Origin of the sequence: Roseovarius salincola (assembly GCF_026891095.1) — a bacterium.
Lineage (GTDB): Bacteria > Pseudomonadota > Alphaproteobacteria > Rhodobacterales > Rhodobacteraceae > Roseovarius > Roseovarius salincola.
Genome location: NZ_JAPTNL010000013.1, coordinates 1 through 14,325 on the forward strand (window position 1 = coordinate 1; position 14,325 = coordinate 14,325).

15 protein-coding genes are annotated in these 14,325 nt (G+C 59.1%); 3 read left to right on the forward strand and 12 right to left on the reverse strand.

Features of this window, described 5'->3' with window-relative positions; translation table 11 throughout:
* Nucleotides 1-82 precede the first annotated feature (82 nt).
* Nucleotides 83-1,390, reverse strand: coding sequence for a type I restriction-modification system subunit M (locus tag N5A93_RS13725; RefSeq protein ID WP_268955674.1), 1,308 nt, complete (start codon nt 1,388-1,390; stop codon nt 83-85).
* Nucleotides 1,391-1,431: 41 nt separating this feature from the next.
* On the opposite strand from N5A93_RS13725, the gene N5A93_RS13730 reads away from it, so the two are divergent.
* Nucleotides 1,432-1,719 (forward strand): ArdC-like ssDNA-binding domain-containing protein, encoded by a 288-nt coding sequence (locus tag N5A93_RS13730; RefSeq protein WP_268955675.1) that lies wholly within the window; start codon nt 1,432-1,434, stop codon nt 1,717-1,719.
* Between the two features lie 133 nt (nt 1,720-1,852).
* Here the strand turns inward: N5A93_RS13730 and N5A93_RS13735 are convergent, their stop codons facing one another.
* The 10 genes from N5A93_RS13735 to N5A93_RS13780 all read right to left on the reverse strand — a co-directional run bounded on the left by N5A93_RS13735 (nt 1,853) and on the right by N5A93_RS13780 (nt 9,467).
* Nucleotides 1,853-2,059, reverse strand: a complete 207-nt coding sequence (locus tag N5A93_RS13735; RefSeq protein ID WP_268955676.1) for a hypothetical protein — start codon at nt 2,057-2,059, stop codon at nt 1,853-1,855.
* Nucleotides 2,052-3,488 carry a terminase large subunit domain-containing protein gene (locus N5A93_RS13740; RefSeq protein WP_268955677.1) on the reverse strand — a complete coding sequence of 479 codons (1,437 nt, stop codon included), beginning with the start codon at nt 3,486-3,488 and terminating at the stop codon, nt 2,052-2,054. The genes N5A93_RS13735 and N5A93_RS13740 overlap by 8 nt, the downstream gene beginning before the upstream one ends.
* A complete protein-coding gene (locus N5A93_RS13745; RefSeq protein WP_268955678.1) occupies nt 3,485-4,000 on the reverse strand; it encodes a hypothetical protein in 516 nt (171 codons plus the stop codon). The genes N5A93_RS13740 and N5A93_RS13745 overlap by 4 nt, the downstream gene beginning before the upstream one ends.
* Complete coding sequence (locus N5A93_RS13750) at nt 3,997-4,326, reverse strand: hypothetical protein (RefSeq protein WP_268955679.1); 330 nt, start codon at nt 4,324-4,326, stop codon at nt 3,997-3,999. Before N5A93_RS13750 ends, N5A93_RS13745 begins: the two co-directional genes overlap by 4 nt.
* Nucleotides 4,323-4,580, reverse strand: a complete 258-nt coding sequence (locus tag N5A93_RS13755) for a hypothetical protein (protein WP_268955680.1) — start codon at nt 4,578-4,580, stop codon at nt 4,323-4,325. Before N5A93_RS13755 ends, N5A93_RS13750 begins: the two co-directional genes overlap by 4 nt.
* Nucleotides 4,581-4,702: 122 nt before the next feature.
* A complete protein-coding gene (locus N5A93_RS13760) occupies nt 4,703-5,110 on the reverse strand; it encodes a hypothetical protein (protein WP_268955681.1) in 408 nt (135 codons plus the stop codon).
* Between the two features lie 373 nt (nt 5,111-5,483).
* Complete coding sequence (locus N5A93_RS13765) at nt 5,484-8,264, reverse strand: primase-helicase family protein (RefSeq protein WP_268955682.1); 2,781 nt, start codon at nt 8,262-8,264, stop codon at nt 5,484-5,486.
* Entirely contained in the window at nt 8,264-8,779 is a 516-nt protein-coding gene (locus N5A93_RS13770) for a hypothetical protein (protein ID WP_268955683.1), read from the reverse strand. The genes N5A93_RS13765 and N5A93_RS13770 overlap by 1 nt, the downstream gene beginning before the upstream one ends.
* Nucleotides 8,776-9,174 (reverse strand): hypothetical protein, encoded by a 399-nt coding sequence (locus N5A93_RS13775; protein WP_268955684.1) that lies wholly within the window; start codon nt 9,172-9,174, stop codon nt 8,776-8,778. Before N5A93_RS13775 ends, N5A93_RS13770 begins: the two co-directional genes overlap by 4 nt.
* A complete protein-coding gene (locus N5A93_RS13780) occupies nt 9,171-9,467 on the reverse strand; it encodes a helix-turn-helix domain-containing protein (protein ID WP_268955685.1) in 297 nt (98 codons plus the stop codon). Before N5A93_RS13780 ends, N5A93_RS13775 begins: the two co-directional genes overlap by 4 nt.
* A 945-nt stretch (nt 9,468-10,412) precedes the next feature.
* Here N5A93_RS13780 and N5A93_RS13790 point away from each other — a divergent pair.
* Both N5A93_RS13790 and N5A93_RS13795 read left to right on the forward strand, forming a co-directional pair.
* Nucleotides 10,413-11,411, forward strand: coding sequence for a quinone oxidoreductase family protein (locus N5A93_RS13790; RefSeq protein WP_268955686.1), 999 nt, complete (start codon nt 10,413-10,415; stop codon nt 11,409-11,411).
* A gap of 61 nt (nt 11,412-11,472) precedes the next feature.
* Nucleotides 11,473-12,795 carry an amidase gene (locus tag N5A93_RS13795; RefSeq protein ID WP_268955687.1) on the forward strand — a complete coding sequence of 441 codons (1,323 nt, stop codon included), beginning with the start codon at nt 11,473-11,475 and terminating at the stop codon, nt 12,793-12,795.
* Nucleotides 12,796-12,859: 64 nt separating this feature from the next.
* On the opposite strand, the gene N5A93_RS13800 is transcribed toward N5A93_RS13795, so the two are convergent.
* Nucleotides 12,860-14,272, reverse strand: a complete 1,413-nt coding sequence (locus N5A93_RS13800; protein WP_268955688.1) for an amidase — start codon at nt 14,270-14,272, stop codon at nt 12,860-12,862.
* Between the last annotated feature and the right edge of the window lie 53 nt (nt 14,273-14,325).

Genomic DNA, 14,325 nt, shown 5'->3' on the forward strand with positions numbered 1-14,325 from the left:
TGCGCCACGAAACTGAAACCGCATAATCTCAATCAAGGATGGGCCAGAGCCTCCAATCCGAAAACCGCTCAAGCGTCCCAAATTATCTGACGACGTACACATCGATCAGTTGCACTTTGCCACGCCGTTCTGGGCGTTTGCGGTTCGAGACAATCCAGATGTAGGTGAAAATCCCAGTGTTGTAGAACATCTGGTCCGGCAGCGCGATGATCGCGTCGAGCCAGTCGTTTTCAATGATCCACCGGCGGATATTGCTTTCGCCTGAGCCAGCGTCACCTGTGAAGAGGGGCGAGCCATTGAAGACGATAGCAATCTTGGAGCCGTCGCCGCCGATCTCGGGGCTGGGTCGCATCTTGCTGATCATGGTCTGGAGGAACAGAAGCGCGCCGTCATTGATACGCGGCGTACCCGCGCCAAAGCGACCCGAGAAGCCAAGCGCGTCGGCCTCTTTCTGTACGATAGATTGCTGGGATTTCCATTCGACGCCAAAGGGCGGGTTGGCCAGCATGTAGTGGAATTTCTTGTCCGGGTGACCGTCCTCAGATTTTCCGTCGCCCAACGTGTCACCGAAGTGGATGTTGTCGATCGGTTCATCCTTGATGAGCAGGTCGGAACAGCAGATCGCATAGGACTCAGCGTTGTATTCTTGGCCGTAGAGGATCAGGTTGGCCTGGGGGTTCTGCTCGCGGATGTATTCCTCGGATACCGAGAGCATGCCGCCGGTCCCGCAGGTTGGGTCATAGATCGTGCGTGCGATGCCGGGCGTGTAGACGTCTTCATCCTCGGTATACATGAGGTGTGCCATTAGGCGGATGACCTCGCGCGGGGTAAAGTGGTCTCCGGCCTCTTCGTTGGCTTGTTCGTTGAACTTGCGTACTAGCTCTTCAAAGACGTAGCCCATCTGCAGGTTGCTGACGCGGTCGGGGTGCAGGTCAACTTCGGGCTTGGCGAACTCTTGGATCACCATGAACAGACGGTTGGCGTTGTCGAGCTTCTCGATCTCGGCATCAAAGCCGAATTTTGAGAAGATGTCTTTGGCCTTGGGGGAGAAGCCTTCGATGTACGTGACCAGATTGCGCGCGATGTTGTTCGGATCACCAAGAAGTTTTTCAAAGTCATACTTGCTGACGTTGTAGAGCGGTTGCTCTCGGTCATCGGTTGCGGTCTTGCCGAGGATTTTGTGGATCGCGTCTTCGCTGTGGCCCTGCGCTTGCAGCTTTTCATACTGGGCGAGCACTTTGTCTTTGTTCGGCGCAAGAACAAGATCCATGCGGCGTAACACGGTCATGGGCAGCATGACACGACGATACTGTGGGGGGCGGTAAGGGCCGCGGAGTTTGTTGGCGATATTCCAAATTAGGCCGACAAGTTTATCGTGGTTCTGATTCAAAAGTTTTGCCCCTGACTGCTCGAGATTATAGCGGACAATTTATGCATAATCTCTCGCGTTTACTATCCAAATTACGGGGTAGCATAAAAACAATTCACTTTCTGGTTGTGGTTTTTTTGTTGGTGATTGCGTCAGTACCGGGGCTCAACGGGCCTTTAGAGGCAGGCACGCCCGCATGGCGCAGGACCGGCAGCGCGTCCGGCATTGCCCTGCCGACCCGCCACAACGGGGAGGAGTATCGTGAGATTAATATCCTGATGCTTTGGGTCATGGCGGCCAAGCGTGGTTATGTATCCGGCCGCTGCATGACCTACAAACAGGTTCAGTAGCTTGGCGGTCATTCGTCTCGGGTTTTGGTTGTGGGCATGGTGCCCAGGATCATGGCATCGCCAGGGGTGATGTCGCGCACCGGTTGGGTCGCGGGCGCGGGAGTAGGTGGCGTCGCAGGTGCAGGGGCGGTGCTCATCGGCCATCATCGTAGCAAATGTGACAGACGGCCTCCATCTCAACGTCATCCTGATCAACGACCGACTTGCGCCGGAGATCACGACTGTGTCGGTAAACGATGCTGCCGTCGGGGCCGAGCGCCTCGGTCAGGCGCTCGGTCAATAAGCCTTGGAGATCGAGGTTGTGCAGGGCATCCAGGGCCGTCATCGTGAACTCAGTCATCGTAAGGCTCATAGATTTCGTCCATGACCAGAAAGTTCCGGCGGCGCTGCCGCAGGCCGTCGAAGTCGCTGCTGTAGCGGCTCCCGTCCGGTGCGCGCGGCTCGACCATCACGCTGTTGTTGCGGTCATAGAAGCTGCGCGGGGTGACGCTTGCGGCGAACCCGGCGGCAAGGGCGTCCAGGAAATCGGTCGACATCTTCAGGCGTTTGCGGATCGACTTCTTGCCTTCGATCTGGAGCCGGTTCGAGGCGTTCACCTCGTATCGTACGACGGACATTTCGCGGAGGATGTCCTCGCCGGGTGGAAGAACGGCATCGGGCCGCTCCACCCAATCCTTCACGCGGTTAATGATCTCCGCCCTGACGTTCGCGAAGGCCTCGGGATCGCTGGCTCGTCCACCGAAGTCGACGCCGTGGACCAAAAGGCCCAGGTTGGTGCAGATGTCGATGATCGCAGGTCCCTGCCCGCCTGCGCCACGGTCGATAAAGAGCGCGTCAGCATCGTGTTCCCGGCACATGGCAAGCAGCCTATAGGCGACTTCGTTAACAGTCGGTCCCTGCAACTTGGCATAATCCAGAACGGCGGGGCCGCATCGTACGACGATGATGGTCCGGTCACTAGTCGGTGCGGGGTCGCAGGATACGATGATCGGGTAGGCATCACGATACTCCCGGCGCGTGCGCTCCGACAGGGTGCGTGCCTGCGCCTCGCGGACGTAAGCCTGATCAATAAATGCTTGGTCATCTGTGACGTAGCGGTTGGCCTCGTACTCGCGCTGGAAGCCGGAGCTGCCCCAGCCGCCCATCTTCTTGGCGATGGCGGCCAGTTCAGCGGGGTCATGCACGCCACTGGTCGATGCCGGGAGGATGATGCTGTGGGCGCCCTGCGAAGGGTCAGCGTCCTCATGTAGTTGGTACATCAGGTCGACGCCCCGAAAGGTGCCTATGGTGATGAGCTGCGGATCGGTTCGCCCGGTGAGTGTCGGCAAGATCGAGTTGACGTAGACGTCCGCGCCTATGGACGCGACCTCGTCAACAATCACCAGGTCGAAGCCGTATCCACGAACACCTGACGCTGAGCCGTCGTCGACACCGGCGAAGAAGCGGATCGTGGAGGTGCCCCCATCTGCGGCAGGCAGACGGATCAGCGCCTCGCCCTTCTTGATCTCGACCCCAGGCAGATGGCGGATGCGGTCGAGCACATTGTTCCAGCCGACGTTCAGTGCCTGCGTGAGGGACGGCGCCACGAAGGCGACATCAGAAGTACGCGTGATCGCCCGCATGACCGCGACGGCGCTGGCGAAGACGGTCTTACCCAGTCGGCGAGAGGCACCAATGTGCATCTCCCTGGTCGACCTGAGCGAGATCACTCGATGCGCCTCCTGGAAGCAGGCACGGGGCGTATAGTTAAGCGTGATGGTGTCAGTCATGCGTCGGCCTTTCTGCGCCGCTTCGTGCGGACGTGAGGTTCGTCGGCCAGCGGCTGGTCGTTCTCGTGTTCGCGATTGGTTATGGGATCGTGCACGGGGTCTTCATCGGGCGGAAAGGTGACGCCCTCCTGGTGCGCAATTTGAAAAGCGCCAACACCGGCACGATCCTCAATCTGTTCTTCTTGGTGCTCAATCACCGTCGCGTCGTCGACCGAGGCTGGGGGAAAAACTCCATCGCTCAGAATGATCTTGATGCCGCCCTCACCGCCGCTTGTCAGGTCGATCTGCTGAGCGGAAAGGTCGGGCAGAATTTTCTTGGCCAATCCCTGTGCGACAGCGACGCGCTTGTCGTAGTCCAATGGGTCTTCCCAGGCGATTATTCTTCCTACTGCGTCGCGGCGCGGTGCAGGCTTGCCCTGCATGGCGTCGATCAGGAACGCCACCGGCCCCGCCGCACGGATGGCTGCGCGGTCAGCGGCATTCTGAGCCTTGGCGCTGGGCTTCTTACTCATCGGGCGACCTCGGCCTCCTGCGCCGCTACAAGCGCCTGTCGCGCCAGCTCGCGGTGGTAACGAACCCAGCTCTGATCGAAGTGACCACGGCGCAGGTGGATTTCCTCGCGCTCGTGCGCCACCTCGGGCCAATCTCCTCCAGCAAGCAGTACATGTCTCACATCGTCAACGTGAACGACCAACGGGCCGATGCAGACGGCACTGTGATCGGCGAAAAGGGCCGGGACTTCAGCCGGGCGCTTCGTGAGCCGCCAGACGATACGGCCTTCGCCATTCACGTCCAGCAGGGTCTGGAGCAGCGTGGTATCGAGAAGTTTCTGGATCATTGGCTCTCTCCTTCGATGGGTTCACGTTGTGCGTGCGTCCAGGCAGAACCGTAGGCGATCCTCAGCAGTGAAGGCCTGGCGATCCCCGTGGCCTCGACAATCTTGTTCAGCGCACGTCTGGCGATGGTTACCTCGGTCTCAGCCTCGATCAGCATCCTCTTCGCCTTAGCGACGGCGGCGGTTGTGTACTTCGCGCCGGGGTGTGCTTCTCCGGGGTGAGAGAAACGCGGGTCAGGTCGTTTGATCGAGCTCATTCTTGTCTCCAACAGGGTCAAGGTTTGTGCGTCGACTATACTTGGTACAGGGGAGTACGATGAAGCATATCGTCCTGTTTTATGATTTTCGGTAATATGAAGCCACTAACGATCACAACAGGTTACTTCTCATTTTTTAAGTGAGGCACAGTCTGTGGCACAGTAAGGCCCAAAACGGATAAAATTTCGGGATTGGTCGTCACCAGATCAATGTCGGAGCCGCTGGGCAGCTTCGCGGTGACGTGACAGCCGTCGTTGGGCAACAGGCCCAGGGCGACGTCCAGGTCCCCGAGATCGGCGACGTACGATGACGCCAGATCGGCGGTCGGGAAGAAGTCAGGCAGCAGAAGCATGGCCAATTCGATCCGCGCCTGGCGTTTGGCTTCGGCCCTCGGTAGGAGGGCGTGCCTGTCCGCGAGTGCGAGGAGCCAACCCAGACGTCGGTTGTGCACGAGCATGTCGGGGGTGCTCGTACGGCGTTCCAGCCTGGTCGCGGGTTGGTAGTTGGAGGGTACCTGGATGCGCTTCACGCAACGTCCCCCAAGGCGGGGGTGTGAGGGGTGTCGGGTGTCACCCCCCTCCAAAAACTATACCAACACACTTCAAACATAGGTATGCATATATGACAAATTATATCTAATCTTCTTCTTTTGAGACACCCATGACACCCTGACACCACGTCACCTATCCAGCCCACCGCCTTGAAAAGTAAGTCTTTTTCCGGGTACCTCGGTGTCAGGGGTGTCAGCACCCTCCCCCCGCCACCACTCAAAATCCGCCCGATCTGGACAATCTTGCTCGCTTCGAAACAGCAGTACGCAGGTACCCCGCCCCGACCACGACCGAAAATCGCCTCAGACCCCTGACACCCCTGACACCTTTCCGAAGACCCCATGACACCCTTCATGCCGCGTCTTTCACACCTTTCAGGGCCTCCGCCGTGCGGGCAAGCCGCTCTGCTTTACCGCTGCAAGCGAGCACCTCGGAACGCTCGGTATGCGACATCAAGACGAAGGCGTCCGCGGCGTCCTGACCTTTAGCCAGAACGGCCTTTTTACGGTTCCCTTCAACCTTCAGCCGATCGCCACCCTCGGCGCTGATGACACGCACCCAGCCGGTGAACCCGTTCCCGCCTGAGGTCGTCTTTTTCAACTCTTCGGCCATCATTCTGACCGCGTCGTGGGCGTCATCTCCTCGGGCCAGTCGTTGGGCGTCAGCCACAACCGCACCGACCTCGACGTAGGTTGCGCCGGTCTCCTCGATCTGCTCCAGAACCTCCTCGATGTAGCGGTCGGTCGGTTTTTTGGTCGCGTCGCCCATCTTGACCTTCGCAACGGTGTCTGTCCCCTGCATGAAGACTTCGTAGCGCGGCTGCCTGTCGTTCTCCTCGGCCCAAACCACCTCGTAGTAGTGGCGAATGCTAGCCGCCATGTCGGGGATCACCCCTACCTTGTCGACGCCGTTCCGTACCGCGTTCACCCGCGTTTCTAGATCGGGGTTTTTTCGCAGCGGTCCTTTCCTGCCGTTGTCGTAGATGTTGAAGCGCCGATTGTCGGTCCTCATGTCGAGCGGCAGCACGTCGCCTTCGTTAGTCGCGATGACCATCGTTCCCCCCGCTTCCTCTTCGCGTGGCACGCCATACTTCACGTTGGCCTTGATGATCGTCGGCTTCACGTCGCAGACGCTCTTCAACTTATCGCGAGACGCCCTGGGCAAGGTCTTCATCTCCGGCGCGAAGTGCAGGAGCGTGTCCAGCCGCCAGTCGTTGAACTGGCTTTGCAGGATGTCCTCGTCGATCAGACCGCAGTTGACGCGACCCAAGGCGTCGAAGAGCATGTCCTCGACCATCGTGTTGCGGCCCACGCCTTCGACGCCGTTCGCAACTAGGATATGCGTCACCCCCCGCGCCGAGATGTGCTGGAATTTGAAAGCGAAGCACTCGTGCCAAATGGCAAGCTCGTCTTCGCGGTCGAAGATCCATTCGCAGAAGTCCTTCCAGAGCTGCACCAGTTCAGGCCGCACTGTTCCCGTCTCAGGCGTCGTGTAGGTGTTCTGCACCAGACGACCGTACGCGTTTTCACCCACTGTGAAGGGCGTGCCGGGAAGGAACTGTACGCCTTCGATCTCGACCGGCAGGTCGCTTTCCGCGAAGATGTCGGTGACCTTCACCTTGGCGGTCTTTGGATTGCCGTCCTGGTCCTTCTTGCCAGTATCGACCACCACCTTGTTGCGATACCGCTTTTTGAACTGGTTCGCCCCCAGCGACTTCCAGGTGCCGGGGATCAGGCTGATCCATTCGCTGCCTGCCCGCGCCCCGCCCGCGAAGTGGACATAAAGGTAGCGCAGCGACAACAGCATCGAACGCGCCTCAACCTGGTCGTCCTCCGCCGCCGCCCAGTTCCAGGTCGCGTCGGCGTAGGCCTCAATTATCTCCTCCAGTTCCTCGCCCTCGACCGACGGCGTGACGCCTTCGCGGTCCAGTATCTCGGCGACCCGTGCCACGATCCGGCTGAAGACGTCGTCCTCAGTTTCGGTGGCTTTCTTGTCATCGCCCTCGTCTAGTTTTCCTCCACTTTCCCGGCATGGGTGCAGGTCCTGGAGCATCGCACCCAGCTTTTCGGCTCGCACGCGGTTCAACTCAGGGTCCTCGCTCCGCGGATAGTGCCAGAGGGACAACTCGTAATCAAAGACGCCCAGAGCGCCGTTCTTCTTGCGGTAGCAATGTCCTCGCTCAGGGTTATCCCCCTCGCCTATGATCTCCCGCATTCGCACGCTATCGCCGGTTTCGAGCGCATCCTGATCAATCGCCTCCGGCGCGCCCCTCGTACCAGTGTAGAGCGTGGCCTCGGGGTCTAGATCGTAAACATACGTTGCGCGTCCAGATGCGTTGTTCTGGGAGCGGAGATCCCTGACCCAGCCTGTCTGCTCGAGGACGCCGCCGTAGCTCGCGTAGAACTCGTGGAGCTGGGCGTGCGTGACCTCGGGAACGTCCTCGCGGTAGACGTTAGCGGGCGACTTGCCGTCTAGCCATTCATACTCGATACCGTCGACACCCCTGTCGGGGTCAGGGACAGTGTGCCAACCATGCGTCCCGATCTGACATTTTCCGCCCCGGAAGATCTCGATGGTGTGGATTTGCGCCGTCGGCACATCACTGACCCAACCTCCGTCCTTCCTTGGACGATCACCCTCCGCAAACTCCTCGGGAGTGCCTGGAGGCCAGTACTTGGGGCCGACGACCTTTCCATCGCTGGTGAACACGATGTCACCTTTCTCCGGCGGCGCGACGCGAAAGAGCCAGCATTCCTTTTCGCTGCCTTTACGGTAGCGTATCAGAACGTCGTTTTGCCAAGCGTCTCCGAAGATCAAGCAGGCCAGATCAAATAGTTTTTCAACTGCGTCGTGGTTGTCGATGTCAACGTCCAGAGCAACGAGGTCACCCTGGATCAGCAGGCCGGTCGACGGATTCTCTAGGTGGCGGGGGGTGCCCGTCTCCTTGTCCTCGACGATGGCCTCGTCCCACCACTCGACGCTGCCGAAGGACTTGTTGTTTAACCGCTTCAGCGCCTGATCGGGCCAATCGTCTCCCCTAGTGCGCTTGCCGTTGTTCGGAACCCAGGCGTAGCCGCGCTTCTGCATGTCTACGCGGATCGGCGACTGGCGGTTCTTGTATGTGGTGCTCATTAGATCGCATCCCTCTCTCGCTGATCCATAAGGACCAGCAGCGCCGCCTCAGGGGAACCTATCCAAACCTCCCACCACCGTCTCCGCGCAGCCTGCGCCAGGTGGAGGTATCGATCGTCCAGCGGCAGCGCATAATAGCGTCTTCGATGTGTTCGTCTTCGCGTAGGGAACGCCTTGGTCGGGTCAATGATATGGTCTTCCAGCTCACGAGATTGCTGCCGAACTATCCGTTCGGCGCAGGCAAGCGCGTAGAGCCAGGAGGCATCGCGATCACTCGCCTCGCCCTGTCCTTGCTTGCGGGAGAAGTGCTCGACGGCGCTGTCCATAATGTCGCCGTTGAAGAAGTCGACCTCGCTGTCTGCCAAGACTTCGTCAGCATCTTCACCAGCCGCGATGAACAGATCGTAGAGGTGAGGATCAGCGTGCTTGATCTGATCCAGCCGCAGAAGTTTCCGAGCGTCTAGGTCGGCAAACAGCGCGGCCTGGATCGCATTGTCCATTGTGTTGCTGCTCATGGGATCATTCTCCGCGCCTTCAGCTCGTCCTCGACTGCCGCCATCAGCAGCTGCTCGACGGTATCCCGACGACGGCCAAGGGAGCGTTGCCGCTCGCTTCTCTGATCGGCGGGATCAAGAGCAAGATCAGCCGCCAGCTCGTGGTAGGTGAAACCGACGTTCGTCCCGTCGGACTGGCCGCCCTCGAAAGCGCTCAGGATCGAAGCCAGCAGGCTCTTCTCGAAGACCTTCCGGTTGTTCACGGTCCGCCGAAGATTCTGACCCCTCATGGGGTTCAGGATGCCCATACTGCGCTGACGAACACGTAAGGCTTTTTCGTCGGCACGCATCTCGGCGAGGCGCTTGAAGCCTCTTGCGACCTGGGCAAACGGGTTCTTGGTGCCGCCAATGCTCATGACGCCCTCCCGCGCTGAGAGTGCTCATTCGATGCCAGGTCGTGCTGCTTCCACCACCAGCGGAGCACGTCAAGTTTGCTCCGGTAGCGGCCACCGACACCAGGCACAATTACCCAGCCCGGAGGGCCGTTGCCCTTGGACCGCTGGTTCTTCAGCGTGCCGGGGCTCATATTGAGCAGTTCAGCGGCTTCATCGCTCGTGCATGGCACGAGCAGGCCTCGGGTGTCGACGAGGCGGGTAGCCGCCTCAAAGTCGTCGCCCCCGGTGGGGGTCTTGGGGTTTTCAGGTTGCATCACGGCAGCCTCCAGTCGGCACCGAAGCTGAAGAGCCTGAGGCTCTCCGCATCGGTCTAGGTTGCGATTGGGGTGGCCTTTGGCCATTCCGGTCTAGACGCTTCACCGCGCCGTGTCCGGCCCTTTCGCAATCCTTGACTGCGCTCGCCGCGCTTGGATCACTCCGCCCTGGCCCTGCGGGGACCTATCGGCGTCGTCTTACACCTCGGCATCGATCTCCTCTGAGGAAGGAGGGGTTCAGGCGAACCGCTGAAGTCCTGAACCGCCGAATGCAGTTTCGGCATTGGGTTTAAAACCCGCCGTTATCTAAACTATGATATCACGTCCCCCTGACTATGTGCAAGGACGCCTAACTATCTAGCGCAGCGAAAGCCTACACGGCTCGCCACCGTCGCAATAGCCAACAAGACCGCCCGAACCGCATGGGCGCTACTCAAAAGAGGAGAAAGCTACAGCGCCGCACCGGCGGTCCAATCTGAATACCGGCGTCACCGCAGGGCGGCGCCGGATACTGCAAGGGCAGATGTGAATGATGATGATCGAACAGAACCGCTGTCAGGACACCCCGAGGTGGTGCCTGGGCTCCAACGCTCGCCTGCCTGATCGGGACCTGGCATGCGGACTTCATCAAGGCCCGCGGTCAGATGCACCGCGCGTAGAGGCCGGACAAATGACCGCAACCTGCTTTGATTAACATCGCTCAAGAAAACTCCTGCAAATCAGGAGCCGTCCACAAATAACACCACCATCCACCGCATCAGTTCAGGGACGCCCCTAAAATCTGCTGCAATCCTGTGCAGAGGGTCACGCCAAATCAGGAGATTAAGATCGAGCAACGCAAAATATTGAACATTTTGTATCACTTTATTGACCTCGTGAGGAGATCGTGAGACTGGTATCAGGACCTCAATCGGCAAATGAACCGACCAACCCCAAGAGGAAATCATGCGCGCAGTTCAAATCAATGACTATGGAGATCGAGACAATTTGGAGCTGCACGATATAAACGCGCCGCGACCTGGACCGGGTGAAGTCCGCGTGAGCATGGCGTATTCAGGGGTGAATTTCATTGACGTTTACATGCGGCGCGGCATGTATGCGACTAATCGCGCCTATGCGACAGCCTTGCCTTTGACCCTCGGAATGGAGGGTAGCGGGGTTGTCGAAGAAACTGGGCCCGAGGTTTCGAGCCTGACAATCGGAGACAGGGTGGCATTTTGTTTGAGCCCTGGAAGCTATGCCGAGACGTCGATCGTTCCTGAATGGAAACTGGTGCGCGTACCGGACGCGATCTCTTTGGATCAAGCGGCAGCGATGATGTTGCAGGGCTGCACTGCACATTACCTCACCCATAGTGCGTTTCCCCTTGGCGCTGCCAGCACGTGCCTAGTTCATGCCGGCGCGGGCGGAGTGGGGCAATTGCTTATTCAAATCGCCAAACGAAAGGGAGCTGTTGTTTTTGCAACCGTCGGGTCACCCGAGAAAGCGGAGGTAGCCAAGGCGCGTGGGGCTGACCACGTCATTATCTACGAACAAAATGATTTTCCATCGGTTATCAAGGAACACACAAAGGGGCTTGGAGTGGATGTGGTATATGAGTCCGTTGGTCAGTCGACCTTCGATCAATCGCTGCAATCATTGAAAACCAGAGGCACGTGTATTCTTTTTGGCGCGAGTTCGGGGCCTGTGACTTCCATAAACCCCCAAATACTGGCCGACGCGGGATCGCTTTTTCTGACCAGACCAAACCTTGCTGATTACATGAGGGATCTTCCAGAAATCGGCAGCCGCGCAAACGATTTGTTCGATATGCTTTCCGCCCATCATTTGGCAATTGATATCACCCGTACCTTCCAGCTTGGCGATGTGGCTTTGGCCCATCAATGCCTTGAAGAGCGCAAGAGCACGGGCAAGATACTGTTGGAGATTAACGCGGATTTGTAGGCTTACGGAACCACGAGGAGACACCTGTGATGACCAAGTCATCCAGTGAAGTTCTAAGCGGATGAAGCAGAATCCGCCTGCCGCGACAGAGATCGTGACGCTGATCCGACACAAGCAACGCACCGCTGAAAGCGTGGTGCGTGATTGTCTGGACCGGATCGAAGCGCATGACCACGACATTCACGCCTTTCTCGATGTCGATGCCGACGCGGCCTTGGCCGAGGCCCGACTGCGCGACCGACAGGACAGTCAAGGACCCTTGCACGGAGTTCCCGTGGCCATCAAGGAAGTGATCGATGTCGCGGGACTGCGTTGTGGTTGGGGCAGCGAGGTCTACCGGGACCGCATTCCGCAAAGCGACGCGGTTGTCGTCCGTAAATTGCGCGATGCCGGAGCGGTGATAATTGGAACAACGGTATCCACCGAATACGCAATTGGAGCAGCCGGGCCGACCCGCAATCCAGCGGGAGCCTGCCGCTCACCGGGGGGATCGTCCAGCGGATCGGCCGCGGCGGTCGCGGCGGGTCTGGTGCCGATTGCCATCGGGTCACAAACCATCGGATCGATCATTCGCCCGGCAACCTATTGCGGTATCTTTGGGTTGAAGCCAACCAAAGATGCGGTCAGCACCACGGGCACGATGATGATGTCGGAGCATCTCGATCACATCGGACCGATGGCGACAAATCTCGCCGATCTGGCTCTGACCTGCCGGATGATTTATCAACCCGGCGCTGCATTTGGGCCCGACACGCCCGGCCAGCGGGATGCATCGAGGAACCGCTTGGCCGGCCTAAAGGTCCTGCGGGTTGAAGGCCCTGCGCGGAACCGGGTTCAACCGGAAACGCGCGCGGCGATGGACCGTGCGACGGCGGGTTTTGCCAAGCTTGGGCATGAGGTGCAAAAACTAGATTTGCCGCCTGAATTTGACGCCTGTCAGGAGATTATCGAGACGATCCTATATAAAGATCTTTGGACGCATTACGGTGAGGATTACCATCGTTACCGCGAGCTGTTGAGCCAGCGGCTGCAGGATATTCTTCTGGAAGGGTCGCAAATTAGTAACGCAGCCCATCGTTCGGCGCTCAAGGCGGCCGCCGCGCTGCGCCAAACCGCTCAAACCCTGTTTCGAGGGACGGTTGTCATGTCCCCTGCGGCGGATAGCGTGGCCCCTTTGATTGCGGAGGGAACAGGATCGAATGCGCAACAGGCGCTTTGCACGTTGCTGGGTTTTCCAGCGCTGGCGGTTCCCTGTGGCAAGGTCGAGGGGTTACCCGTCGGCGTGCAACTTTACGGGGTAGCCGGCACGGACTCGATCCTGCTAGAGATCGCGGACAGTTTGGCCAGCGCCCTTACGATGGGCGGCCTTCTGGACGCCTCATAGCTGGAGAGCAAGCGCGTGGAAGGCGGGGCGCATGGCACCTGTACAAGTTCTTTGAAGCCGGTTTTCATCCGTCAGAGCAGTGATACACCTTGGGAGCCTGCGGCAGGGGTGTCGCGGCCTCGTAAGCGGCGGCGATTTGTAACAGTTTGGCTTCCTGATAGAAATCACCAACGATCTGCACCGCGATTGGTAGGCCATCGCCCCCGATTCCGATGGGAAACACAAGGCTTGGTAAACCTGCAAAGCTGAAGGGGAGCATGAATCGCCTGCCCTGCATGAAGGCAGCGTCATCGCAGTCAAGCGACAGCGCCGTCGTCGGCATGGCCGGCATTATCAGCGCATCAACTTGCGTGAAGACCTGCCGCAAGGACGTGGTGAAGGGGTCGCGCGCCGCCGCCAAGCGCTCGTAATCATCGCGGCCTACCCTAGTGTATTCCTTGAGCTCGCGCTGTACAATTGGCCCAATCCGCGCTTTGAGGTCCGTGTTCGATTGTTCGAAGCGTTCCATCTCCAAGCCGAATTCATAAAGTAGCACATTCCGGCCAATTTCGGAATGGTCCAGTTCCGACCGCAGGGCCGGAACCTCTACCGGGGCCACAGATGCGCCGAGATTCTCGAACTGAGGCAGCGACGAATCCATGGCTTGAGACACCTCGGGGGCAATTTCGCGGTCCCAAAATATCCTATCATGTCCCAACTTGAAGCCCGCAAGCCCGGAGTTGAGGGTAGCAGCATAACTTTGCCCCTCCATGCCCTCTGCAGAGTACCCTGTCAGCGCATCTAGTAGAATAGCGGTATCCCAAACCGAACGCGCCATTGGTCCGGCGGTGTCGAGACTGGGCGCGCGCGGAAACAGGCCCGCGTTCGGCAACAGGCCCTGCGTGGGACGCAGCCCCACTAGTCCACACCAAGCCGCCGGGATGCGGACGGAGCCGCCAGTATCGGTGCCGATGCCCCCCATGCAAAGGCCCGCGGCAACGGCGGCGCCGGTGCCACTGGACGAGCCGCCCGCAGACCGGTTCGTGCCCCAAGGGTTGTGCACGTCTCCAAAATGGACGTTCCGTCCGCACATGCCTGCGGCAAATTCATTCATATTCGTCTTGGCCAGAATGATGGCACCGGCGCTTTCGAGACGCTGGATGATCTGCGCATTATTAGCAGCGATGCGGTCCAGACAGGCCGCTGACCCGATCGTCGTGGGCGCCCACGCAACGTCGATATTGTCTTTGACAACGATCGGCATGCCGTGCAAGGGACTCCGGCAGTGCCCTTTATCAAGCTCGTCATCAAACCGCTTTGCTGTCTGAATGGCGTGTTCGGCGAGAATGTGGGTCATAGCATTCAGGTCTGCGGCGCTTTGGTTCATGGCGGCCAGACAGGCGTGGGTAAGGTCAACAGAGGTGATAGACCGTGCACCCAGCGCCTGAGAGGCTTGCATGATCGTTTTGGGCACCAGCGGCGTTTGCGTTTTTTGCATGATTTTGTGAATACCCCTTCAAAGCTGGCCCGATCCTTTGGATGTTAGCGCGC